Origin of the sequence: Vibrio sp. MA40-2, from assembly GCF_047302445.1 — a bacterium.
Taxonomy (GTDB): domain Bacteria; phylum Pseudomonadota; class Gammaproteobacteria; order Enterobacterales; family Vibrionaceae; genus Vibrio.
Genome location: NZ_CP178627.1, coordinates 1,498,826 through 1,515,591 on the forward strand (window position 1 = coordinate 1,498,826; position 16,766 = coordinate 1,515,591).

A 16,766-nucleotide genomic window follows, 5' to 3' on the forward strand; every position below is an offset into this window, starting at 1 on the left:
CATATGGATGCTGCGACTCTTGCTGCGTTGATTATGTTCGGCGGTGCCATTTTTCTTTTGGTTTTGGGTGCACCAATCGGTATTAGTATCGGTTTGCCATCCTTTGTGGCGATGGTTAGCATATTGCCTTTAGCTGGAGCAACAACAACGGCTGCTCAACGCATGTTTACTGGACTAGATAGCTTCGCTCTGCTCGCCATCCCTTTTTTCATATTAGCGGGTAATATTATGAACAATGGTGGGATTGCGATACGGCTTATTAATTGTTCACGTATTATAACCGGTTATTTTCCTGGTGCGTTGGCTCAGACTAACGTGGTATCAAACATGCTGTTTGGGTCCATTAGTGGATCTGGTGTTGCTTCTGCAGCGGCGATTGGTGGCATAATGAATCCCATTCAAGAAAAAGAAGGGTATGACGCTTCATTTAGAACGGCGGTTAATATTGCCTCTGCACCAACTGGTATGCTGATTCCTCCAAGTAATACACTTATCGTCTACGCAACGGTTGCTGGGTCGGTGTCGGTTTCTGCTTTATTTATGGGCGGTTATTTACCTGGAATGCTTTGGGGTGGTGCGGTTATGTTGATCACTGGTTTCATGGCACATCGCAGAGGTTATCTGTCTAAGCATGAAATGACGGCTTCAGAACGTGTAAAACTTTTTCTTGATGCTATCCCAAGCCTTTCATTGGTCGTGGTTGTTATTGGCGGCATTCTGGCGGGAATATTCACGCCAACAGAGGCCTCGGCAATAGCGGTTGTTTATTCTCTTGCTCTTGGGTTTATCTATAAGGCTTTAAAAGTACAACAACTACCGAGTATTTTTCTAGCTACGGCTAAACTCTCTGCCATTGTTATTTTTATGATTGCGGCGTCATCTATTATGTCATGGGTGATGGCGTTTACCCAAATACCAAGTGTTATAGCGGATACGTTGCTGTCTTTGACCGACAACCCTATTATTATTTTGTTAATCATTAACGTTGTGCTGCTTTTTGTGGGCACGTTTATGGATCCAACGCCTGCTGTTTTAATTTTTACGCCCATATTTTTACCAATTTGTATGAATTTAGGGATGGATCCTGTCCAGTTTGGCATTTTGCTTGTTTTTAATTTATCGTTAGGCACAATTACTCCACCGGTTGGACCGATATTATTTACCGGATGTCAGGTCAGTGGGATAAAAATTGATCAGGTAATAAGAACGTTGTTACCATTTTTTGCAGCAATATTTTTGGTGTTGATGGCGGTTACCTATATTCCTGCCATATCTATGACACTGCCGCAATGGATGGGATTAGTTAAATAAGGGGTAACTATTTGGAAAAAGTCTCTCGGCAAGAATATAACGCACCTGCTCTAGAAAAAGGGTTGGATATTTTAGAGTTATTAGCAAGCTCAGGAGTGCCGTTGTCAAAGAAGCAGATTGCCGAGATGATGGGGCGAAGTGTAGGTGAAATTTTCCGAGTTTTGTCTGTATTGGTACGTCGTGGCTATGTGACGTTTAATGAAAAAACCGGTAAATATATGTTTTCTATGCAGATGTTTACGGTTGCAAATCAATACCCGCCACAGTTGCAGTTACTCAACATTGCTAAACCTTTAATGAAAGTGCTAAGTGAAAAGATAAACCAATCTTGTCATATATCCTGGTACGATAATCAACACTTAGTGGTGATAGGCCGAGAAGAAAGCCCGTATAAAATGGGTTTCAGTCTTAAAATAGGGGCGAAATTAGATGTTTGTTCATCTGGTTCTGGTATTGTTTTGTTGAGTTTTTGTGGTACTTCGAAAAGAGAGCAAATCTTACAACACAGTGGTGCTACCGCCAGTGAAATACAACAAGCTCAAGCACCAATAAAAGAAACAAGTAAACAAGGCTATTTTATTGGACCTAGTCCACAAATTTCTGGAATAACCAACGTAAGTGTGCCTATTTTTACTGGTACAGAGCTGTTAGCGGTCCTAACGGTTCCTTATGTCACTCTTGATTCTGATGCGGTCCATCATGCCGTAGATAGTATCGAAACCACTAAAAATGAATTAATTAAAGTGTGCGATTCAATTTCTATTCAACTTACACCGCAACATAAAGATTATTAGCAACTTCGGGGTGGATAACCCCGATTGTTTAAAAATTCGCAAGGTATTGTTGTAGTTCTTTATAGGTTGGCAGTGCTGTCATTGCTCCTTTGGCGGTGGTGGCTAATGCTCCACAAGCGTTGGCTTGAACGATAATTGATTCGATACTTTCTAAGTCGTGCCAATTCGTTGTATTTGCAAGGCCAGCCAGTAACCCACCAACAAAGGCATCACCTGCTCCGGTAGTATCAATAGGCTTGATTGCTTTACCAGCAATCAGCTTTTTCTCACCGTTTAATGTAATTAATGCGCCTTTTTTACCTTGAGTAACAATGGTTAATGGAAGCGTAAAATGAAGACTTAGCCACGACAATGCCGAATCAACATCATCTTGGTCGGTTAAATAGAGTAATTCATCATCAGAAAACTTTGCAACATCTGCTAAAGCAATCGCTTCTAACACGACTGGCTTCATTTCATTAATGTTCTGCCAAACATCATCACGTAAATTAGGATCAAATGAAACATACCCACCTACTGCTTTTATTGCTTTCATCGCATTTAAAGTAGTGGAACGAGAAGGTTCGTTAGCTAGAGCGATAGAACATACATGTAGCCATTCGCCTTTATTGAAAGAAGGAACATCATTAGGTTGCAAAAACTGGTCTGCGCTAGGGAGAACCATAAAAGTGAAACTCCGTTCGCCATCATCATCAAGATCGACGATAACGGTTGATGTTCTATGTTGCTCATCCAATAACATGTATTGAGTGTCAACGCCTTCTTGATGTAACACCTGTTTTATGAACTTACCGAGTGGGTCATGACCGACACGACCGAAAAAAGCGCTGTCGCCACCAAGCCTAGCGATACCGACTGCAACATTGGCAGGTGCACCTCCTGGGCATTTTAAGTAAGTGTTTTCATCATTCGGAATGAGATCAATTACGGCATCTCCGGTGACCCACACTTTAGTCATTTTATTTACCTTTTGTCAGATGAGTTTTGTTGTTTTTGTAGTGTGGCGTTTTCTTTGACCACACTACAGACTTAGCTTACTGATAAATATAGAACAGAACGTCGAGATGTAATGTTATTTATTTTGCCGCTAATTTAGCTTGCTTCATTTGCTGGTGTTTGCCCAATACAATGGTTACCGAGAAGGCTACCGCAAATGAAATTGCCATACCTGCGATATATAAGCCAACTTTATCAGGTGTAATAGAGATAATACCCGGCAGTCCTGCCGCTCCTAACGCTTGAGCTTTCACTTGGAAGAAGCTAATGAACGCACTGCTTATAGCTGCACCAGTAATCGCGGCAATAAAGGGATAACGTAATTTTAAGTTAACACCAAATAACGCAGGTTCGGTGATACCTAACAAAGCGGTTACGCCGGATGGCATTGCTACGCCTTTCATTTTAATATCTTTTGTTGTTAGGCCTACCGCGAGCGCCGACGCACCTTGAGCAATATTAGACATAGCCGCGATAGGGAAAATAAAGCTACCACCGGTTACGGCAATATTGGTCAGCAATTGAGTTTCGATAGCAATAAAGCTGTGATGCATACCGGTAATAACAAATGGAGCATAAATAAATCCAAACACTGCGCCACCTATAAAGCCAGCGGACTCATATAACCAAGTTAATCCATCGCCTAGCAAGAAGCCAATATCACGAGTGAAAGGACCAACAACAGTGAAAGTAATAACGCCGGTAATAAAAATAGCTAACATTGGGGTTAACAAGTTATCCAAAATAGATGGGATAACCTTGCGTAGATTCTGTTCTACCTTAGCCAATATAAATGCAGAGACTAAAACTGGTAATACTGACCCTTGATAGCCAACTTTTTGAATTTCAAAACCCAATATGTTCCAAACTGGGATATCTCCGGTTATAGATGCGCTGCCGAACCCCCAACCATTGAGTAGATCTGGGTGAACCATCAACATACCCAAAGCGGCACCAAGATAAGGGTTACCTCCAAATTGTTTAGAAGCCGAAAAAGCCAACAAAATCGGAAGATAGACAAAAGGTGCGTTAGCAAAGGTGTTGATCATTGAAGCTAGATCCGCCAATCCTGGATTAGCATCAATAAGAGATTGACCTTCAATGAATAGACCGTTGGCGGTGAGAAGATTGAACACCCCCATTAAAAGACCACCGGCTACAATAGCAGGAATAATTGGTACAAAAATGTCAGAGAGACCTTTTACTGCACGTTGAACAATGTTCTGTTTACTGGCACCAGCCGAAGCGACTTGCTTGGTCGACATCTCTTGCATATTAGTCAATTTAGCGAGTTCTGCGTGCACTTGGTTGACAATTCCTGAGCCAAAAATAATTTGGTATTGGCCTGCCACTTTAAATTGACCTTTCACGCCATCTAATGAATCAATCGTTTTTTCGTCCACTAGAGATTCGTCGTTTAAGGCTAAACGTAATCGTGTCGCGCAATGCGCCAACGCTTGAATATTTTCTTTACCACCCAAGGCGGCAAGTAGTTTTGTAGCAACAGCGGGGTAGTTCATATCCTGCTCCATTTATTAATATGTGTATTTTTGGGAACGTTTGCAATTGTGATTGTTTATAAATTCATAGATAAAGTCAAAATAGTAACGCTTTTATTGTGAATTAGATCAAATTTAACGAGTTATTAGAACAATCAGAGCTAGCAGTAACAGTATTATAATCTTTATAATGATTATTTTTCGCAAACCATCCCAATAAGGAATGAGTATGGCTAGCTTGCACGATGTAGCAAAACTCGCAGGCGTCTCTAAATCGACGGTTTCAAGAGTTATTAACAATGAGTATGGTGTGAAATCCAGTACGAAGCTTAAGGTAGAGAAAGCAGTTCAAGAATGTGGCTATGTCGTTAACCAAGTGGCTAAAGATTTAAAGTCACAGAAGACTAATTTGGTTGGCATTATTGTTCCTCGTATGGCATCCAATGCAACCGCACAAGGGGTTGATGGACTTAGCCTCGTTTTTGAACATAATCAAAAACATGTGTTACTTGCGAATAGTCAAAGAGAGCACAGAAAAGAGGTTGAATTTATTAACCTTTTTAATCAAAAAAGAGTGGAAGGGATTATTCTATATGCGACCCATCTTGATGAAGATATTTTGGGTGCGATTGCACAATCTAATGCACCGGTTGTTCTCGTTGGACAAGACGGTTCATTGCATAATATTCCCAGTGTGATTCATGATGATTTTCGCGTGGGCTATGAAGCAGGAAATAGATTACTGAAAGCGGGTTGTAAGCACATTGGATTTATTGGGGTTGAAAACCATGATTTAGCAGTGGATGGCTTACGTTCTCAAGGTTTAGAACAAGCATTAACGCAAAATAAACAAGCGATGACGTTTCATGTTCATGGGGATTTCTCTATCGAGTCAGGTTACCAGCAAATGCGCCGGATTTTTGAACAAAATATCAAGGTTGATGGTGTTTTTGCTGCGACGGACCGTATGGCACTGGGCGCAATAAAAGCAATTAAAGAACAAGGTCAAACTGTTGGCGTTGATATTAAAGTACTTGGAGTAGGTAACGATGAACTTGGAAAAATTGCCAGTCCAGGCTTATCTACTTTTAATTATGCATTTGATTATGCAGGAGAAAGTGCAGCAACACTTTTACTTGAAGTCATCGAAGGAAAAACCAATATTATGAGTAAAATGGTACTTGGCTTCCAAAGTGTAGAGCGGGAAACCTGTTAACTTTAGATTGATTGAGTGCAAAAAATAGATTGGTTGGATTAAAAAAATAAATTAGTCGGGTTCAAAAAAGAGAAAGTTATAAATTGTCATTTTCATCTTTATCTACTAGTATTGCAATCGTTCCCAATTTTAATGATGATAATTCACAGTGAGACGATGATGTTGGACCATATATTTAAATGTTGCGGTGGAAAAAGAAATCTTGCGCGAGTTCTGGTGGCTAACGAACAGCTTATTTTAGAAGTGAACGATGATACGCTATTGAACCTTGATAATTCAGAGATTTCCTGTACTGAAGTGACTGGGAAAATACAGATTGCGTATCCTCTTAGCCAAGAGATTGATCCGAGTTTTTTATCAGCGATAGCTGCTGAGATTAGCCTCAGTCAACGCGATTTATTAACCCAAGTGCAACAGCCTGTTGAATGTATACATCGTCCTAATTGGCATATCTCGCCTCCTCAAGGGTTACTTAACGATCCAAATGGTTTCATTTTTCATAATGGTCAATATCATCTCTTTTATCAATGGTCACCGTTTACTTGCTCGCATAAGGATAAATACTGGGCACATTTAGTCAGTACTGATTTAATTAATTGGCAATGGTTGCCTGTTGCATTAACACCATCGGATTGGTTTGATTCTCACGGTGTATTTTCTGGTCATGCGTTAAGTGTTGCGGATGAACTGTGGGTGTATTACACAGGTAATACTCGTATTGGTTCGGAGCGGATACGACAAACTACGCAATGCCTAGCCATTTCAAAAGATGGAGTGAATTTTGAAAAGCTTGGGCCAGTAATAGACTGTCCGGCACCAAATGTTACTGAACACATGCGAGATCCTAAAATTATTCGTCAGCAGGATGAGTGGCTAATGTTACTCGGCGCACAACGCAACGATATGACTGGAAGATTGGCTGTTTATACGTCAACAGATTTACGTAATTGGCAATTTGATAAGTTATACGGTGATGAATTAGGCCAATTGGGTTACATGTGGGAGTGTCCTGATATGTTTGAGCTTGGTGGCCAATCTTGGGTCGTGATTGGTCCGCAAGGCATAGCGTCAGAGAGCCCTTACCATACAGTCCCTCACCATAATAGAATTGCTAAAGCGACAAAGTCTGATACCAATCGGCTGATTCTAGAACAACCGCAGCCATTAGATCATGGTTTCGATTTTTATGCGCCACAAACATTGCAAACCCCCGATGGGCGAAGAGTAATGTCTGGGTGGATGGGACTACCCGATGAAATAGAGCACCCTAGTCAAGGTTGGGTTCATCAATTGACCGCGTTACGAGAATTAAGCCTAGTTGATGGGTGTTTGAAACAATGGCCAATTGCAGAAATAGCGCAACTTCATGGTGTTGAGCAAAATGTATCATTGAGCTCTGAGGGTATTGACTTAGGTACCAAGTCATTTGATCTATCTATTACAATGCAGTGGGGACAAACGCTGTGTTTATTTGAAAATAGCCACCAATCTTGCCAAATAGATCTGGATGAAAACAAACGTATCTTGCGTTTAGATAGAACTGAAACTCTGATTAAACAAGGGGATGTTATTCGCGAATTACCGTTAATGAGTGAGCAAGTGTCATTGCGTATTCTTGCCGATAGTTCATCAATTGAAATCTTTGTTAATGGCGGAGAACAGGTGCTATCTGCGCGTATATTTACCGATAATGACGCGACAAATCTATCACTACATGGCGGAGTCACTCAGGTTACCATGTATCCAATTCAGCGAGCCACTCCACCGTTTATTCAACCGTAGCTAAAGTTGTCACGCGCATATGATTATTGGTTTCACTCTAGTCATCTTTGCTAAGCAGAAACAGCCACTGAAATAGTGGCTGTTTTTCCATACGGGATTGGTAAGTGATTTTAATTTTATTCGTGTAAGTAAGTGCTGTGAAAGGCTAGATGATCATCGATAAAACTAGCAATAAAGAAGTAGCTGTGGTCGTAGCCGGGCTGCATTCTTAATTGCAATTGTGTTTGATGCTTATTTGCCGCTTCTATAAGAAATTCAGGCTGCAACTGCTCAATTAAAAAGTTATCTGCTTCTCCTTGGTCGACCAAAATAGGCAGAGCTGAGTAGGTGGAATTGAGTAATTCTGTTGCATCATATTGTTTCCACTCTTGTCTATTTGAACCCAGATAGGCATTGAAGGCCTTTTGTCCCCAAGGGCAAGCAGAAGGGTGGCTGATTGGGCTAAATGCAGAAATAGAACGGTATAAATCGGGATTTTTTAATCCGATGGTTAACGCGCCATGACCTCCCATACTATGGCCTGAGATAGATTTTATCGAACTAATAGGAAAAGTATTTTCAATTAATTGAGGCAGTTCTTGCGTTATGTAGTCATACATATGGTAATGATCTGACCATGGTTGCTCAGTCGCATTTAAGTAAAAACCTGCTCCTTGGCCTAAATCATAGTTCTCATCATCAGCTACGTCATCGCCACGAGGGCTTGTATCTGGTGCGACAATTGCGATACCCAGTTCTGCTGCCTTTTTAAAAGCCCCTGCTTTTTGCATAAAATTTTCATCGGTGCAGGTGAGCCCTGATAACCAATATAAAACAGGAACTGGATTGGCTTTTGATGCGTTTGGAGGCAAAAATAACGCAAAACGCATGGTGCAATTTAACGTGTGAGACGGGTGAGTAAATTGCTTGTGCCAGCCTCCGGCAACTTTAGTTTGGCTTATATTTTCGATAGTCATAACCGTTTCCAAAAAGTACCAATTTACAATCACGGTTTTAGCATTTGTAAAACCGTGATTGGGTCCATTAAGCTTTTTCTATTTATCTGTCCATGTGCAAAACAGTGCGAATAGATTCCCCTCTGTGCATTAAGTCAAATGCTTCATTGGCATCATCAAGGCTCATCGTGTGAGTGATAAACTCTTGTAGACCAAATTCTCCCGCCATATAACGGTTAACTATTTCTGGTAATTCAGAGCGACCTTTAACTCCGCCGAATGCGCTGCCACGCCATACTCGTCCTGTGACTAACTGGAATGGACGTGTTGATATTTCTTGACCAGCTCCAGCAACACCAATAATAACTGACTCGCCCCATCCTTTGTGGCAACACTCAAGTGCTTGACGCATAACATCGACGTTGCCGATACACTCGAAGGAATATTCCACTCCACCATCTGTCATTTCGACAATGACGTCTTGAATAGGTCGGTCAAATTTCTGAGGGTTAATACAATCGGTTGCACCCAATTGTTTCGCTAATTCAAATTTACTTTCGTTGATATCGATGCCGATAATGCGATTAGCACCAGCCATTCGCGCACCAATAATGGCCGAAAGGCCAATGCCACCAAGACCGAATACAGCAACGTTATCGCCTTTTTCAACTTTAGCCGTATTCATTACTGCGCCCATTCCAGTGGTTACGCCACAACCTAGTAGACAGACTTCTTCAAGTGGGGCAGCTTTGTTTACTTTTGCCAGTGATATTTCTGGTAGCACCGTATATTCAGAGAATGTCGAGCAGCCCATATAATGGTAGATTGTTTCGCCATTAATAGAAAAACGACTGGTGCCATCTGGCATCAAGCCTTTACCTTGGGTTTCACGTACCGCTTGGCATAAATTGGTTTTACCAGATGTACAGAATTTACATTCACCACATTCCGCGGTATAGAGTGGAATAACATGATCACCGACTTCAACGCTGGTGACACCTTCGCCAACCATTTCGACAATACCGCCACCTTCATGACCTAAAATCGATGGAAAAACGCCTTCTGGATCGTCACCTGAAAGGGTAAATGCATCAGTGTGGCAAACTCCTGTAGCAACGATTCTAACCAGTACTTCGCCTGCTTTAGGTAATTCAACGTCTACTTCTTCTCTTTTAAGCGGCTCTCCAGCTGCCCATGCGACCATTGCTTTAGATTTAATTGATGTTTGACCCGGTTTGATTTCGATAGCCATAGTAATTTCCTAATTATCCAATACCTTTAGTCAATCAGTATAGTCAGTTTTAGAATTAAAGATAATTGCCGTAAAATAGAAAACATTATTACCTATATGTAATAATATTGCATGAAATGGTGACTTTAAGGAAATTAACATGGCCAATTGGGAAGGAGTAAGTGAATTTGTGGCGGTAGCCCAAGCCGAAAGTTTTACCGCTGCTGCGAAAAGGTTAAATACTTCGGTTGCACAAGTGAGCCGTAGAGTCTCTGCTTTGGAAGGACGCCTGGCGGTTAAGCTTCTTCATCGGACTACACGACAGGTTACGTTGTCAGAAGCGGGGCAAATTTATTATCAACAATGTCGACATTTAATTGAAGGATTAGAGGTTGCAGAGCTTTCTGTTATGCAAATGCAGAGTTCTCCCAAAGGAGTATTGAAAGTCACCGCGCCAGTCACGTACGGCGAAACACGTATTGCTCCACTGATTTATCAGTTTTTGACTCTTCACCCGTTGATTGATCTTGACTTAGTTTTGAGCAACCAAAAGTTAGATCTTATTGAACAGGGGATGGATGTCGCGATACGTTTAGGCCGGTTAGAAGACTCTAGTTTGGTGGCAAAACGTCTCTCTGAGCGCCAATTATACGTTTGTGCCAGCCCTAAGTATTTAGAACACAACGGAGAGCCTCATACGCTTTCAGAGTTAAATCAGCATAGTTGTCTGGTTGGGTCTCTAGAGTATTGGCGTTTTAACGAACAAGGTAGAGAGCGAAGTTTGAGAGTTTCCGGGAGAGTAAGATGTAATAGCGGATTGTCACTTTTAGATGCGGCTAAACGTCATTTTGGTTTGGTTCAGCTCCCTGACTATTATGTAAAAGAGGCACTAGAACAAGGTGAGTTGAAGGAAGTGCTCAGTGACTATCGAAATGATAAGGAAGGTATTTGGGCGGTTTACCCACAAAATAAAAATTTATCGCCCAAAGTTCGACTGTTAATTGATTTTTTAAGTGAAAGATTGTCTTAATCCACTCAAACAAACTACTCACTGAAAAATAGCTATTTACTCGACAGAAGCATTAACTCTAGGGACTTGCTGAGTGATGCAGTGAATATTGCCGCCACCGAGTACGATTTCTCGAGTGTTGACCCCACGAACAGTGTAGCCGGGAAAAGCCTCTGCTAAGATTGATTGTGCGACAGCATCGGTCGGTTGGTCGAATAGTGGAAAAATGATCTGGCCATTACTAATAAGAAAATTTGCATACGAAGCGGCAAGGCGTTCACCAGCCCCTCGTTCCATTCCTTCACTTTGATCGATCCCTGCCGCTTCATCCGCTGTCATGAATAAAGGCCCTGGCATTGGCAGTTTATGTACCTTAATTGAACGACCCTTAGCATCGGTTTGCGTGGTTAAAATATCGTACGCTTGCTGACTAATTTGATATTGAGGATCCTGTTTGTCTTCACAATACGTGAGCGCCACTTCAGCTGGCTTTATCACATGCATAATATTGTCCACATGACCGTTGGTCTCATCGTTATATAATCCGCGTGGCAACCAGATTATTTTTTTTACACCTAATAACATTTTAAGCTGTTGTTCAATTTGCTTTTTTGATAAATCAGGGTTTCGGCTTGGGTGCAATAAACATTCTTCGGTAGTATATAAAGTGCCATCGCCATCGGTATGAATAGAACCACCTTCTAAAACCAATGAGGTTGGGTAAATGTCATCTTGAGTTAAATTTAACATCTTTTCTGCAACGGCATTGTCTAAGTCCCAAGGGAAATAGAGCCCATCGAGCAAACCACCCCATGCGTTAAACGTCCAATTTATACCTCTACGTTCACCGTTTTGATTCACTACATAGGTTGCGCCGATATCTCGCATCCAACAGTCATTATACGACATTTCTACTACGGTGATTTCAGAAGGTAAGTGTTTGCGAGCATTAGCAAATTGTGAATGAGGGACTAGCATAATGACAGGAGTGTGCTTGGAAATGGCTATAGCGACTTCGACAAATGCATGCTGCGCTGGCTTTCCACCGTGACGCCAGTTATCACTTCTGGTTGGCCAAGCCATCCATATTTCACTTTGTGGTTCGTGTTCGCCTGGCATGCGAAAATTATCACTTGCTGGTTGTGAGGTTAATTTTTTACTCATACCAATGTCCTTTGTCGTTGAGTCTCATTGCTATTTCAATTGTCCATCGAGGGTCAGTAGATGTTGATAATGTTCTGGTCGTCTATCTCTGAATGTTCCCCATGCACTGCGTTGGAAAGCAATATCATCTAGATCGAACTCATGCACTAACACACATTCGCTTGTTCTGTCGGCGTTTACGACAATTTCACCATTATAGTTGGCAATAAATGAGCTGCCATAAAAGGTTATGGTTAGATCTCTTGATTTGGCTTTTTCCACACCTATACGGTTAGATGCAATAACGGGTAGTTGATTTGCAGCCGCGTGCCCTTGCATAACACATTGCCAGTGTGGTTGACTGTCCATCATTGGTTGGCTTGGTTCACTGCCAATAGCGGTTGGAAAAAATAGGAGTTCTGCTCCTTGAAGTGCCATACTACGAGCCGTTTCGGGAAACCATTGATCCCAGCATATGCCAACACCTATTTTGGCGTAGCGAGTGTCCCAAACTTTGAAGCCCGTATCTCCCGGACTAAAATAGTATTTTTCAAGATAGCCATCGCTGTCAGGAATGTGTGTTTTTCTGTAGACACCTAGAAAAGAACCGTCGGCGTCAATCATTGCTAATGAATTAAATTTAACGTTACCTGCTTTTTCGAACCAACTAAACGGTAACACCACTTCTAACTCTTTAGCTAACGAAGAAAAACGCTGATAAGCTTGGTTTTCATTTAATACTGTTGCCAAGTTATGGTATGACTCATTAATTTCTATACAAAAATAAGGGGTTTCGAATAATTCTTGAATAAGAATGATTTGTGCGCCTTTATTAGCGGCTTCACGTATCAATCTTTCTGCTTTTTCGATGTTTTGCTCTACGTTCCATGAGCATGCCATTTGGGTGGCTGCAACTGTCACTTTTCTCATTGTAGTCCTCGTATCCTTGTTGCCTTTTTATCATTTTCATAGAATCTAGGTTATTATGGAAATGCATTATTTTTATTCTAATATGAAGGATTTCGATAACCTATGGACATGGATATCAGTCAGCTTCGTCTTTTGGTTGTGTTGGAAAAGGAAAGAAATTTATCCCAAGCAGCTAAAAAACTTTTTATTAGTCAATCTGCTGCAAGTCATGTGCTTGCTAAACTGCGTGATCGTTTTGATAATCCACTGTTTATTAAAACCAGAACAGGTATGGAGCCTACCCCTTTAGTTAAAGCGCTTTTGCCAGATATACAAAAAGGATTGAATGCTATTGATATGGCGTTCGATAAAGTAAAACCATTTAATCCTATGTTGGATGCCAAAACATTTTATATTGGCGCAATTGATTACTTTGAATTTTATGCGTTACCTAAGTTGGCCAAAAGATTCGAGTCATCTGCGCCTAATGTGCGGATTGCGATAGATATTTTGACAGAAAATATGCAAATGGAACGTGTAGAGCAAGGCCACATTGATGTTATTCTTGCCGTTGATGAACTTCAGCTTATGCCTCGCTATTACAATCGATACCATTGGTTAACCGATAGTTATGTGGGAATTGTGGCTAACAACGTCAATATTGCGGATAAGTTAACGCTAAAATCCTTTGTAGAGATCCCCCAAATACATCTGCCTTTGATTAATTCTGGTGCCGACCCTATTGATCGGTGGTTACATCAACAGCATCAGTCGCGTCAGATAACCATGATTGTGCAAAGTTTTGCGGTTGGTGGAATGGTGGCAGCACAAACTCGCAGTTTGATGTGTGTGCCTTTGAAGATCGCGCTTGAATTACAACAGATGTTGCCTATTAGAATTGTTGAACTACCGCAGGACATTCCACCGCTGTCATTGAGTATGTTTACTCATCAGTTGTATGACAGCCAAGATAGTATCCAATGGCTGTTAAAAGAGATCATGCGTTGCACCTAGCGATTTCAACGCATAGCATTTTTGATGGTTAGTCGTTGTTGGAGCCCAGTATTTGCTGAACTTCAGCTTTTGATAAAGCGTATTTGCTGCGAACATATAGCTTCTAAGTAAACTAGCTTCTAAGCAACCATAGTTTATAAGTAACCATAGTTTATAAGTAACTATAGTTTATAAATAAGCATCGTTTATAAGTAAGCACAGTAGAGTCTGGGCTGCACTAAAAAAAGCGTCGAGTGGTTATGTCGGCTTTTGAGAAACACGACCAACATGGATCAAGCTGGTGAGTTTGATTAATGGTTTAATGATTAACTGAGCACTTCCTACTATAAATAACCAGGTGCCACTTTCAATTAGTGATTCATTTAAAAAGAAAAAACTGCCAATTAAAAACCAAATAGCAATCAATAAGTCATTTAGTGCGCCTAAAGCTTCATATCGACGTTGAATTACTATGTGTTGATTACCGATGTCTACATCCAATTCAAACCCTTGAGCCACAATATTCTCCTATTGTTATAATTTTTCAACGAACCAGACAGACTTACCAAGTAACCTACTATTTTGTCAATGAAAATACCGAGGTTCAATGTTGCTTACTGATATGAGTCTGTTGGCATTTGGATTTTATATGTGATTTTGCCAAAGAATGTCGTTTTATTATCAATGATTACCAGCAAAGCCTAAGTGAAATCAAAGTCGTGTAATCATACCGCTACCTTATGACACACGACTTGTACATACGCGGATAAAAACGGCCAACGGGCCTCTATAATATCGTTGGAATTTTCTTCGCTAATGCTTCAGCAAATTTACTATGTTGATCTTGCTGCCAATGGAGACCTTCTTTGGCACATGGTTGAACAAATTCCGCTGCATCGATGAAATGGCATCCTAATTCTTCCGCTCGAAGTTTATAGTAATGAGCAAATTCCTTCGATTTCGCTTCCGCATGGGTAAAGCCTTCTTTGGCCGGGGTGACTTCAAAAACGTGCGCCGGTGAGACAAGTAAAACTTCTGCTGGCTTAAGCATGAAATCGTGATGAAAGCTTTGAACGACTTGTACTAATCTAGCAGCACCTTTGGATATATCACTTGCACTAAGGTTAAAACGTGATTTTAGATCGTTAGTGCCAAGCATAATCACAACTAGATCGGGATGGTGACTTTGCAAGCATGGCAAAAGATAATCGAGCCCTTTTTTACCCGGTTCAAAAGGGTCCTCAAATACTGTGGTTCGGCTATTCAGCCCTTCTTCAATTATTCGATATTCAGTGGCTAACTTGTCTTGCAGAAGCATTGTCCATCGTTCTGTACTGTTGTATCGACGTGGTAAATCAGGTGAGTAGCCCCAAGTGTTTGAGTCCCCAAAGCATAAGATAGTTTTCATTACATAAGCATCCAGTTGTTTAATGTTAGCGTGATTATACGATAAATAAACAGAGGTGGAGGGCAAGTCTTGTGCTTTTTTCATGACTTGTTTTTTTGTTAAGTTGATCCAACTTACGATCTTGACATCTTACAGCATGAGTTTAGTATTTGTTAGTAAATCGGTTTACTGGAACGATTTACTAACTTGACTTAAGTTAAGTTAAGTTAAGTTAAGTTAACTTAAATTAAGTTAAAGGCTCAGTTAATCGACCCAACTCACAAATGAATGATGGCTTTAAGCCATAGAGGTAAAGAATGAAGATCAGAGATCTACAAGTGTTTGTAACCAATCCGGGTCGTAACTTTGTTACGGTTAAGATTACGACTGAATCTGGTGTCTACGGCGTGGGTGATGCAACGGTAAATGGCAGAGAGCTGGCCGTTGTGACTTATTTAGAAGAACACGTTGCCCCTTGTATTATTGGACGTGATGCTCATAACATTGAAGATATTTGGCAGTATTTGTATCGCGGCGTTTATTGGCGACGTGGGCCGATTAACATGGCAGCTATTGCCGCGATTGATATGGCGCTTTGGGATATTAAAGGCAAAGTTGCCGGAATGCCGTTATATCAATTATTGGGTGGTAAAAGCCGAAAAGCGGTGACGTTATATGCACATGCCAATGGTGATAATATTGAAGATACGCTAGATAAAGTAGCGGAGTATATTGATCAAGGCTTTAAAGCGGTACGTTTACAAACGGCTATTCCAGGCTTGAGTGAAACGTACGGTATTCTTGGCGATAAAAAAGATTATTTTGAGATGCAAGGAGAACGTCCACTTCCTCCAGAGCAAGAGTGGTCTACCACTAAATATTTTAAACTGGTCCCTGAATTAATGGCCAAAGCGCGTGAACGCTTTGGTGATTCGATAGAACTTTGCCATGATGTTCACAGCCGTTTAACACCAATCGAGTCGGCTAAGTTAGGTAAAATACTTGAACCGTATAACCTTTTGTTTTTGGAAGATGCAAGTATTGCTGAAAATCAGCAGAACTATCAATTAATTCGTCAGCATACTACGACGCCATTAGCTCTAGGCGAAACTTACAATACGATTTGGGATTGTAAAGAGTTACTGGAAAACCAATTAATTGACTATATTCGTGCGGCGGCTACTCATGCGGGTGGTATTACTGCAATGCGCCGTATTGCCGATTTTGCGTCGCTTTATAATGTACGTACGGCCCCTCATGGTGCACCCGATCTATCTCCAATCTGTTTTGCTGCTCACATGCACCTAAACATCTCAACCCCTAATTTTGGGATCCAAGAGTTTGTGGGTTTTGGCAATGAAAAATCACAACAAATATTTAAACATGAGATGCGCTTAGAAAATGGCATGATTTATGTCAGTGATAAACCGGGTCTTGGTGTTGAGTTTGATGAAACAGAAGCGAAGAAATATCCATATAAACGTTCATACCTTCCAGTCAGTCGCCTAGAAGACGGTACATTGTGGCATTGGTAATCGGGTAACTTTGAATTAACGCATTT

The 16,766-nt window shown here is 41.0% G+C and carries 15 protein-coding genes; 7 read left to right on the top strand and 8 right to left on the bottom strand.

Going from position 1 to position 16,766, the window contains the following annotated elements:
• Positions 1 to 3 precede the first annotated feature (3 nt).
• Complete coding sequence (locus ACLKML_RS06595) at positions 4 to 1,311, top strand: TRAP transporter large permease (RefSeq protein WP_413282920.1); 1,308 nt, start codon at positions 4 to 6, stop codon at positions 1,309 to 1,311.
• Between the two features lie 11 nt (positions 1,312 to 1,322).
• The gene (locus tag ACLKML_RS06600) at positions 1,323 to 2,105 is read left to right on the top strand and encodes an IclR family transcriptional regulator (protein ID WP_317717111.1); all 783 of its coding nucleotides are present in this window, start codon (positions 1,323 to 1,325) and stop codon (positions 2,103 to 2,105) included.
• A gap of 28 nt (positions 2,106 to 2,133) precedes the next feature.
• Here ACLKML_RS06600 and ACLKML_RS06605 read toward each other — a convergent pair whose 3' ends face one another.
• Positions 2,134 to 3,063 carry an aminoimidazole riboside kinase gene (locus ACLKML_RS06605; RefSeq protein ID WP_413282921.1) on the bottom strand — a complete coding sequence of 310 codons (930 nt, stop codon included), beginning with the start codon at positions 3,061 to 3,063 and terminating at the stop codon, positions 2,134 to 2,136.
• 118 nt (positions 3,064 to 3,181) lie between these two features.
• A complete protein-coding gene (locus ACLKML_RS06610) occupies positions 3,182 to 4,621 on the bottom strand; it encodes a sucrose-specific PTS transporter subunit IIBC (RefSeq protein ID WP_413282922.1) in 1,440 nt (479 codons plus the stop codon).
• A gap of 208 nt (positions 4,622 to 4,829) precedes the next feature.
• On the opposite strand from ACLKML_RS06610, the gene ACLKML_RS06615 reads away from it, so the two are divergent.
• Positions 4,830 to 5,816 (top strand): LacI family DNA-binding transcriptional regulator, encoded by a 987-nt coding sequence (locus tag ACLKML_RS06615; protein ID WP_413282923.1) that lies wholly within the window; start codon positions 4,830 to 4,832, stop codon positions 5,814 to 5,816.
• 159 nt (positions 5,817 to 5,975) lie between these two features.
• Positions 5,976 to 7,598: a glycoside hydrolase family 32 protein gene (locus tag ACLKML_RS06620; RefSeq protein ID WP_413283732.1), complete on the top strand. Its 1,623-nt coding sequence runs from the start codon at positions 5,976 to 5,978 to the stop codon at positions 7,596 to 7,598.
• 116 nt (positions 7,599 to 7,714) lie between these two features.
• Here the strand turns inward: ACLKML_RS06620 and fghA are convergent, their stop codons facing one another.
• Together fghA and ACLKML_RS06630 are read right to left on the bottom strand one after the other, a co-directional pair.
• Positions 7,715 to 8,554 (bottom strand): S-formylglutathione hydrolase, encoded by an 840-nt coding sequence (gene fghA / locus ACLKML_RS06625; RefSeq protein ID WP_413282924.1) that lies wholly within the window; start codon positions 8,552 to 8,554, stop codon positions 7,715 to 7,717.
• Between the two features lie 82 nt (positions 8,555 to 8,636).
• Positions 8,637 to 9,785: an S-(hydroxymethyl)glutathione dehydrogenase/class III alcohol dehydrogenase gene (locus ACLKML_RS06630; RefSeq protein ID WP_413282925.1), complete on the bottom strand. Its 1,149-nt coding sequence runs from the start codon at positions 9,783 to 9,785 to the stop codon at positions 8,637 to 8,639.
• A 139-nt stretch (positions 9,786 to 9,924) separates the two neighbouring features.
• Between ACLKML_RS06630 and ACLKML_RS06635 the strand changes: the two genes are divergently transcribed.
• Positions 9,925 to 10,794 carry a LysR family transcriptional regulator gene (locus ACLKML_RS06635; RefSeq protein WP_413282926.1) on the top strand — a complete coding sequence of 290 codons (870 nt, stop codon included), beginning with the start codon at positions 9,925 to 9,927 and terminating at the stop codon, positions 10,792 to 10,794.
• A 36-nt stretch (positions 10,795 to 10,830) separates the two neighbouring features.
• Here ACLKML_RS06635 and aguA read toward each other — a convergent pair whose 3' ends face one another.
• Both aguA and aguB read right to left on the bottom strand, forming a co-directional pair.
• Positions 10,831 to 11,937 (bottom strand): agmatine deiminase, encoded by a 1,107-nt coding sequence (gene aguA / locus ACLKML_RS06640; RefSeq protein ID WP_413282927.1) that lies wholly within the window; start codon positions 11,935 to 11,937, stop codon positions 10,831 to 10,833.
• Positions 11,938 to 11,967: 30 nt separating this feature from the next.
• Entirely contained in the window at positions 11,968 to 12,846 is an 879-nt protein-coding gene (gene aguB, locus ACLKML_RS06645) for an N-carbamoylputrescine amidase (RefSeq protein WP_413282928.1), read from the bottom strand.
• Positions 12,847 to 12,948: 102 nt separating this feature from the next.
• On the opposite strand from aguB, the gene ACLKML_RS06650 reads away from it, so the two are divergent.
• Positions 12,949 to 13,839, top strand: coding sequence for a LysR substrate-binding domain-containing protein (locus ACLKML_RS06650; protein ID WP_413282929.1), 891 nt, complete (start codon positions 12,949 to 12,951; stop codon positions 13,837 to 13,839).
• Between the two features lie 237 nt (positions 13,840 to 14,076).
• Here the strand turns inward: ACLKML_RS06650 and ACLKML_RS06655 are convergent, their stop codons facing one another.
• Both ACLKML_RS06655 and ACLKML_RS06660 read right to left on the bottom strand, forming a co-directional pair.
• A complete protein-coding gene (locus ACLKML_RS06655) occupies positions 14,077 to 14,337 on the bottom strand; it encodes a YrhK family protein (protein ID WP_413282930.1) in 261 nt (86 codons plus the stop codon).
• Between the two features lie 268 nt (positions 14,338 to 14,605).
• On the bottom strand, positions 14,606 to 15,226 hold the full coding sequence (locus ACLKML_RS06660) for an SGNH/GDSL hydrolase family protein (RefSeq protein ID WP_413283733.1): 621 nt from the start codon (positions 15,224 to 15,226) through the stop codon (positions 14,606 to 14,608).
• Between the two features lie 296 nt (positions 15,227 to 15,522).
• On the opposite strand from ACLKML_RS06660, the gene manD reads away from it, so the two are divergent.
• A complete protein-coding gene (manD, locus tag ACLKML_RS06665; protein ID WP_413282931.1) occupies positions 15,523 to 16,740 on the top strand; it encodes a D-mannonate dehydratase ManD in 1,218 nt (405 codons plus the stop codon).
• Positions 16,741 to 16,766 lie beyond the last annotated feature (26 nt).

Excerpts from the sequence above, each read along its gene's own strand:
- ACLKML_RS06595 (WP_413282920.1), top strand. The coding sequence starts at position 4 with ATGGATGCTGCGACTCTTGCTGCGTTGATTATGTTCGGCGGTGCCATT.
- ACLKML_RS06605 (WP_413282921.1), bottom strand. The coding sequence starts at position 3,063 with ATGACTAAAGTGTGGGTCACCGGAGATGCCGTAATTGATCTCATTCCG.
- ACLKML_RS06610 (WP_413282922.1), bottom strand. The coding sequence starts at position 4,621 with ATGAACTACCCCGCTGTTGCTACAAAACTACTTGCCGCCTTGGGTGGT.
- ACLKML_RS06615 (WP_413282923.1), top strand. The coding sequence starts at position 4,830 with ATGGCTAGCTTGCACGATGTAGCAAAACTCGCAGGCGTCTCTAAATCG.
- ACLKML_RS06620 (WP_413283732.1), top strand. The coding sequence starts at position 5,976 with ATGTTGGACCATATATTTAAATGTTGCGGTGGAAAAAGAAATCTTGCG.
- fghA (WP_413282924.1), bottom strand. The coding sequence starts at position 8,554 with ATGACTATCGAAAATATAAGCCAAACTAAAGTTGCCGGAGGCTGGCAC.
- ACLKML_RS06630 (WP_413282925.1), bottom strand. The coding sequence starts at position 9,785 with ATGGCTATCGAAATCAAACCGGGTCAAACATCAATTAAATCTAAAGCA.
- ACLKML_RS06635 (WP_413282926.1), top strand. The coding sequence starts at position 9,925 with ATGGCCAATTGGGAAGGAGTAAGTGAATTTGTGGCGGTAGCCCAAGCC.
- aguA (WP_413282927.1), bottom strand. The coding sequence starts at position 11,937 with ATGAGTAAAAAATTAACCTCACAACCAGCAAGTGATAATTTTCGCATG.
- aguB (WP_413282928.1), bottom strand. The coding sequence starts at position 12,846 with ATGAGAAAAGTGACAGTTGCAGCCACCCAAATGGCATGCTCATGGAAC.
- ACLKML_RS06650 (WP_413282929.1), top strand. The coding sequence starts at position 12,949 with ATGGACATGGATATCAGTCAGCTTCGTCTTTTGGTTGTGTTGGAAAAG.
- ACLKML_RS06660 (WP_413283733.1), bottom strand. The coding sequence starts at position 15,226 with ATGAAAACTATCTTATGCTTTGGGGACTCAAACACTTGGGGCTACTCA.
- manD (WP_413282931.1), top strand. The coding sequence starts at position 15,523 with ATGAAGATCAGAGATCTACAAGTGTTTGTAACCAATCCGGGTCGTAAC.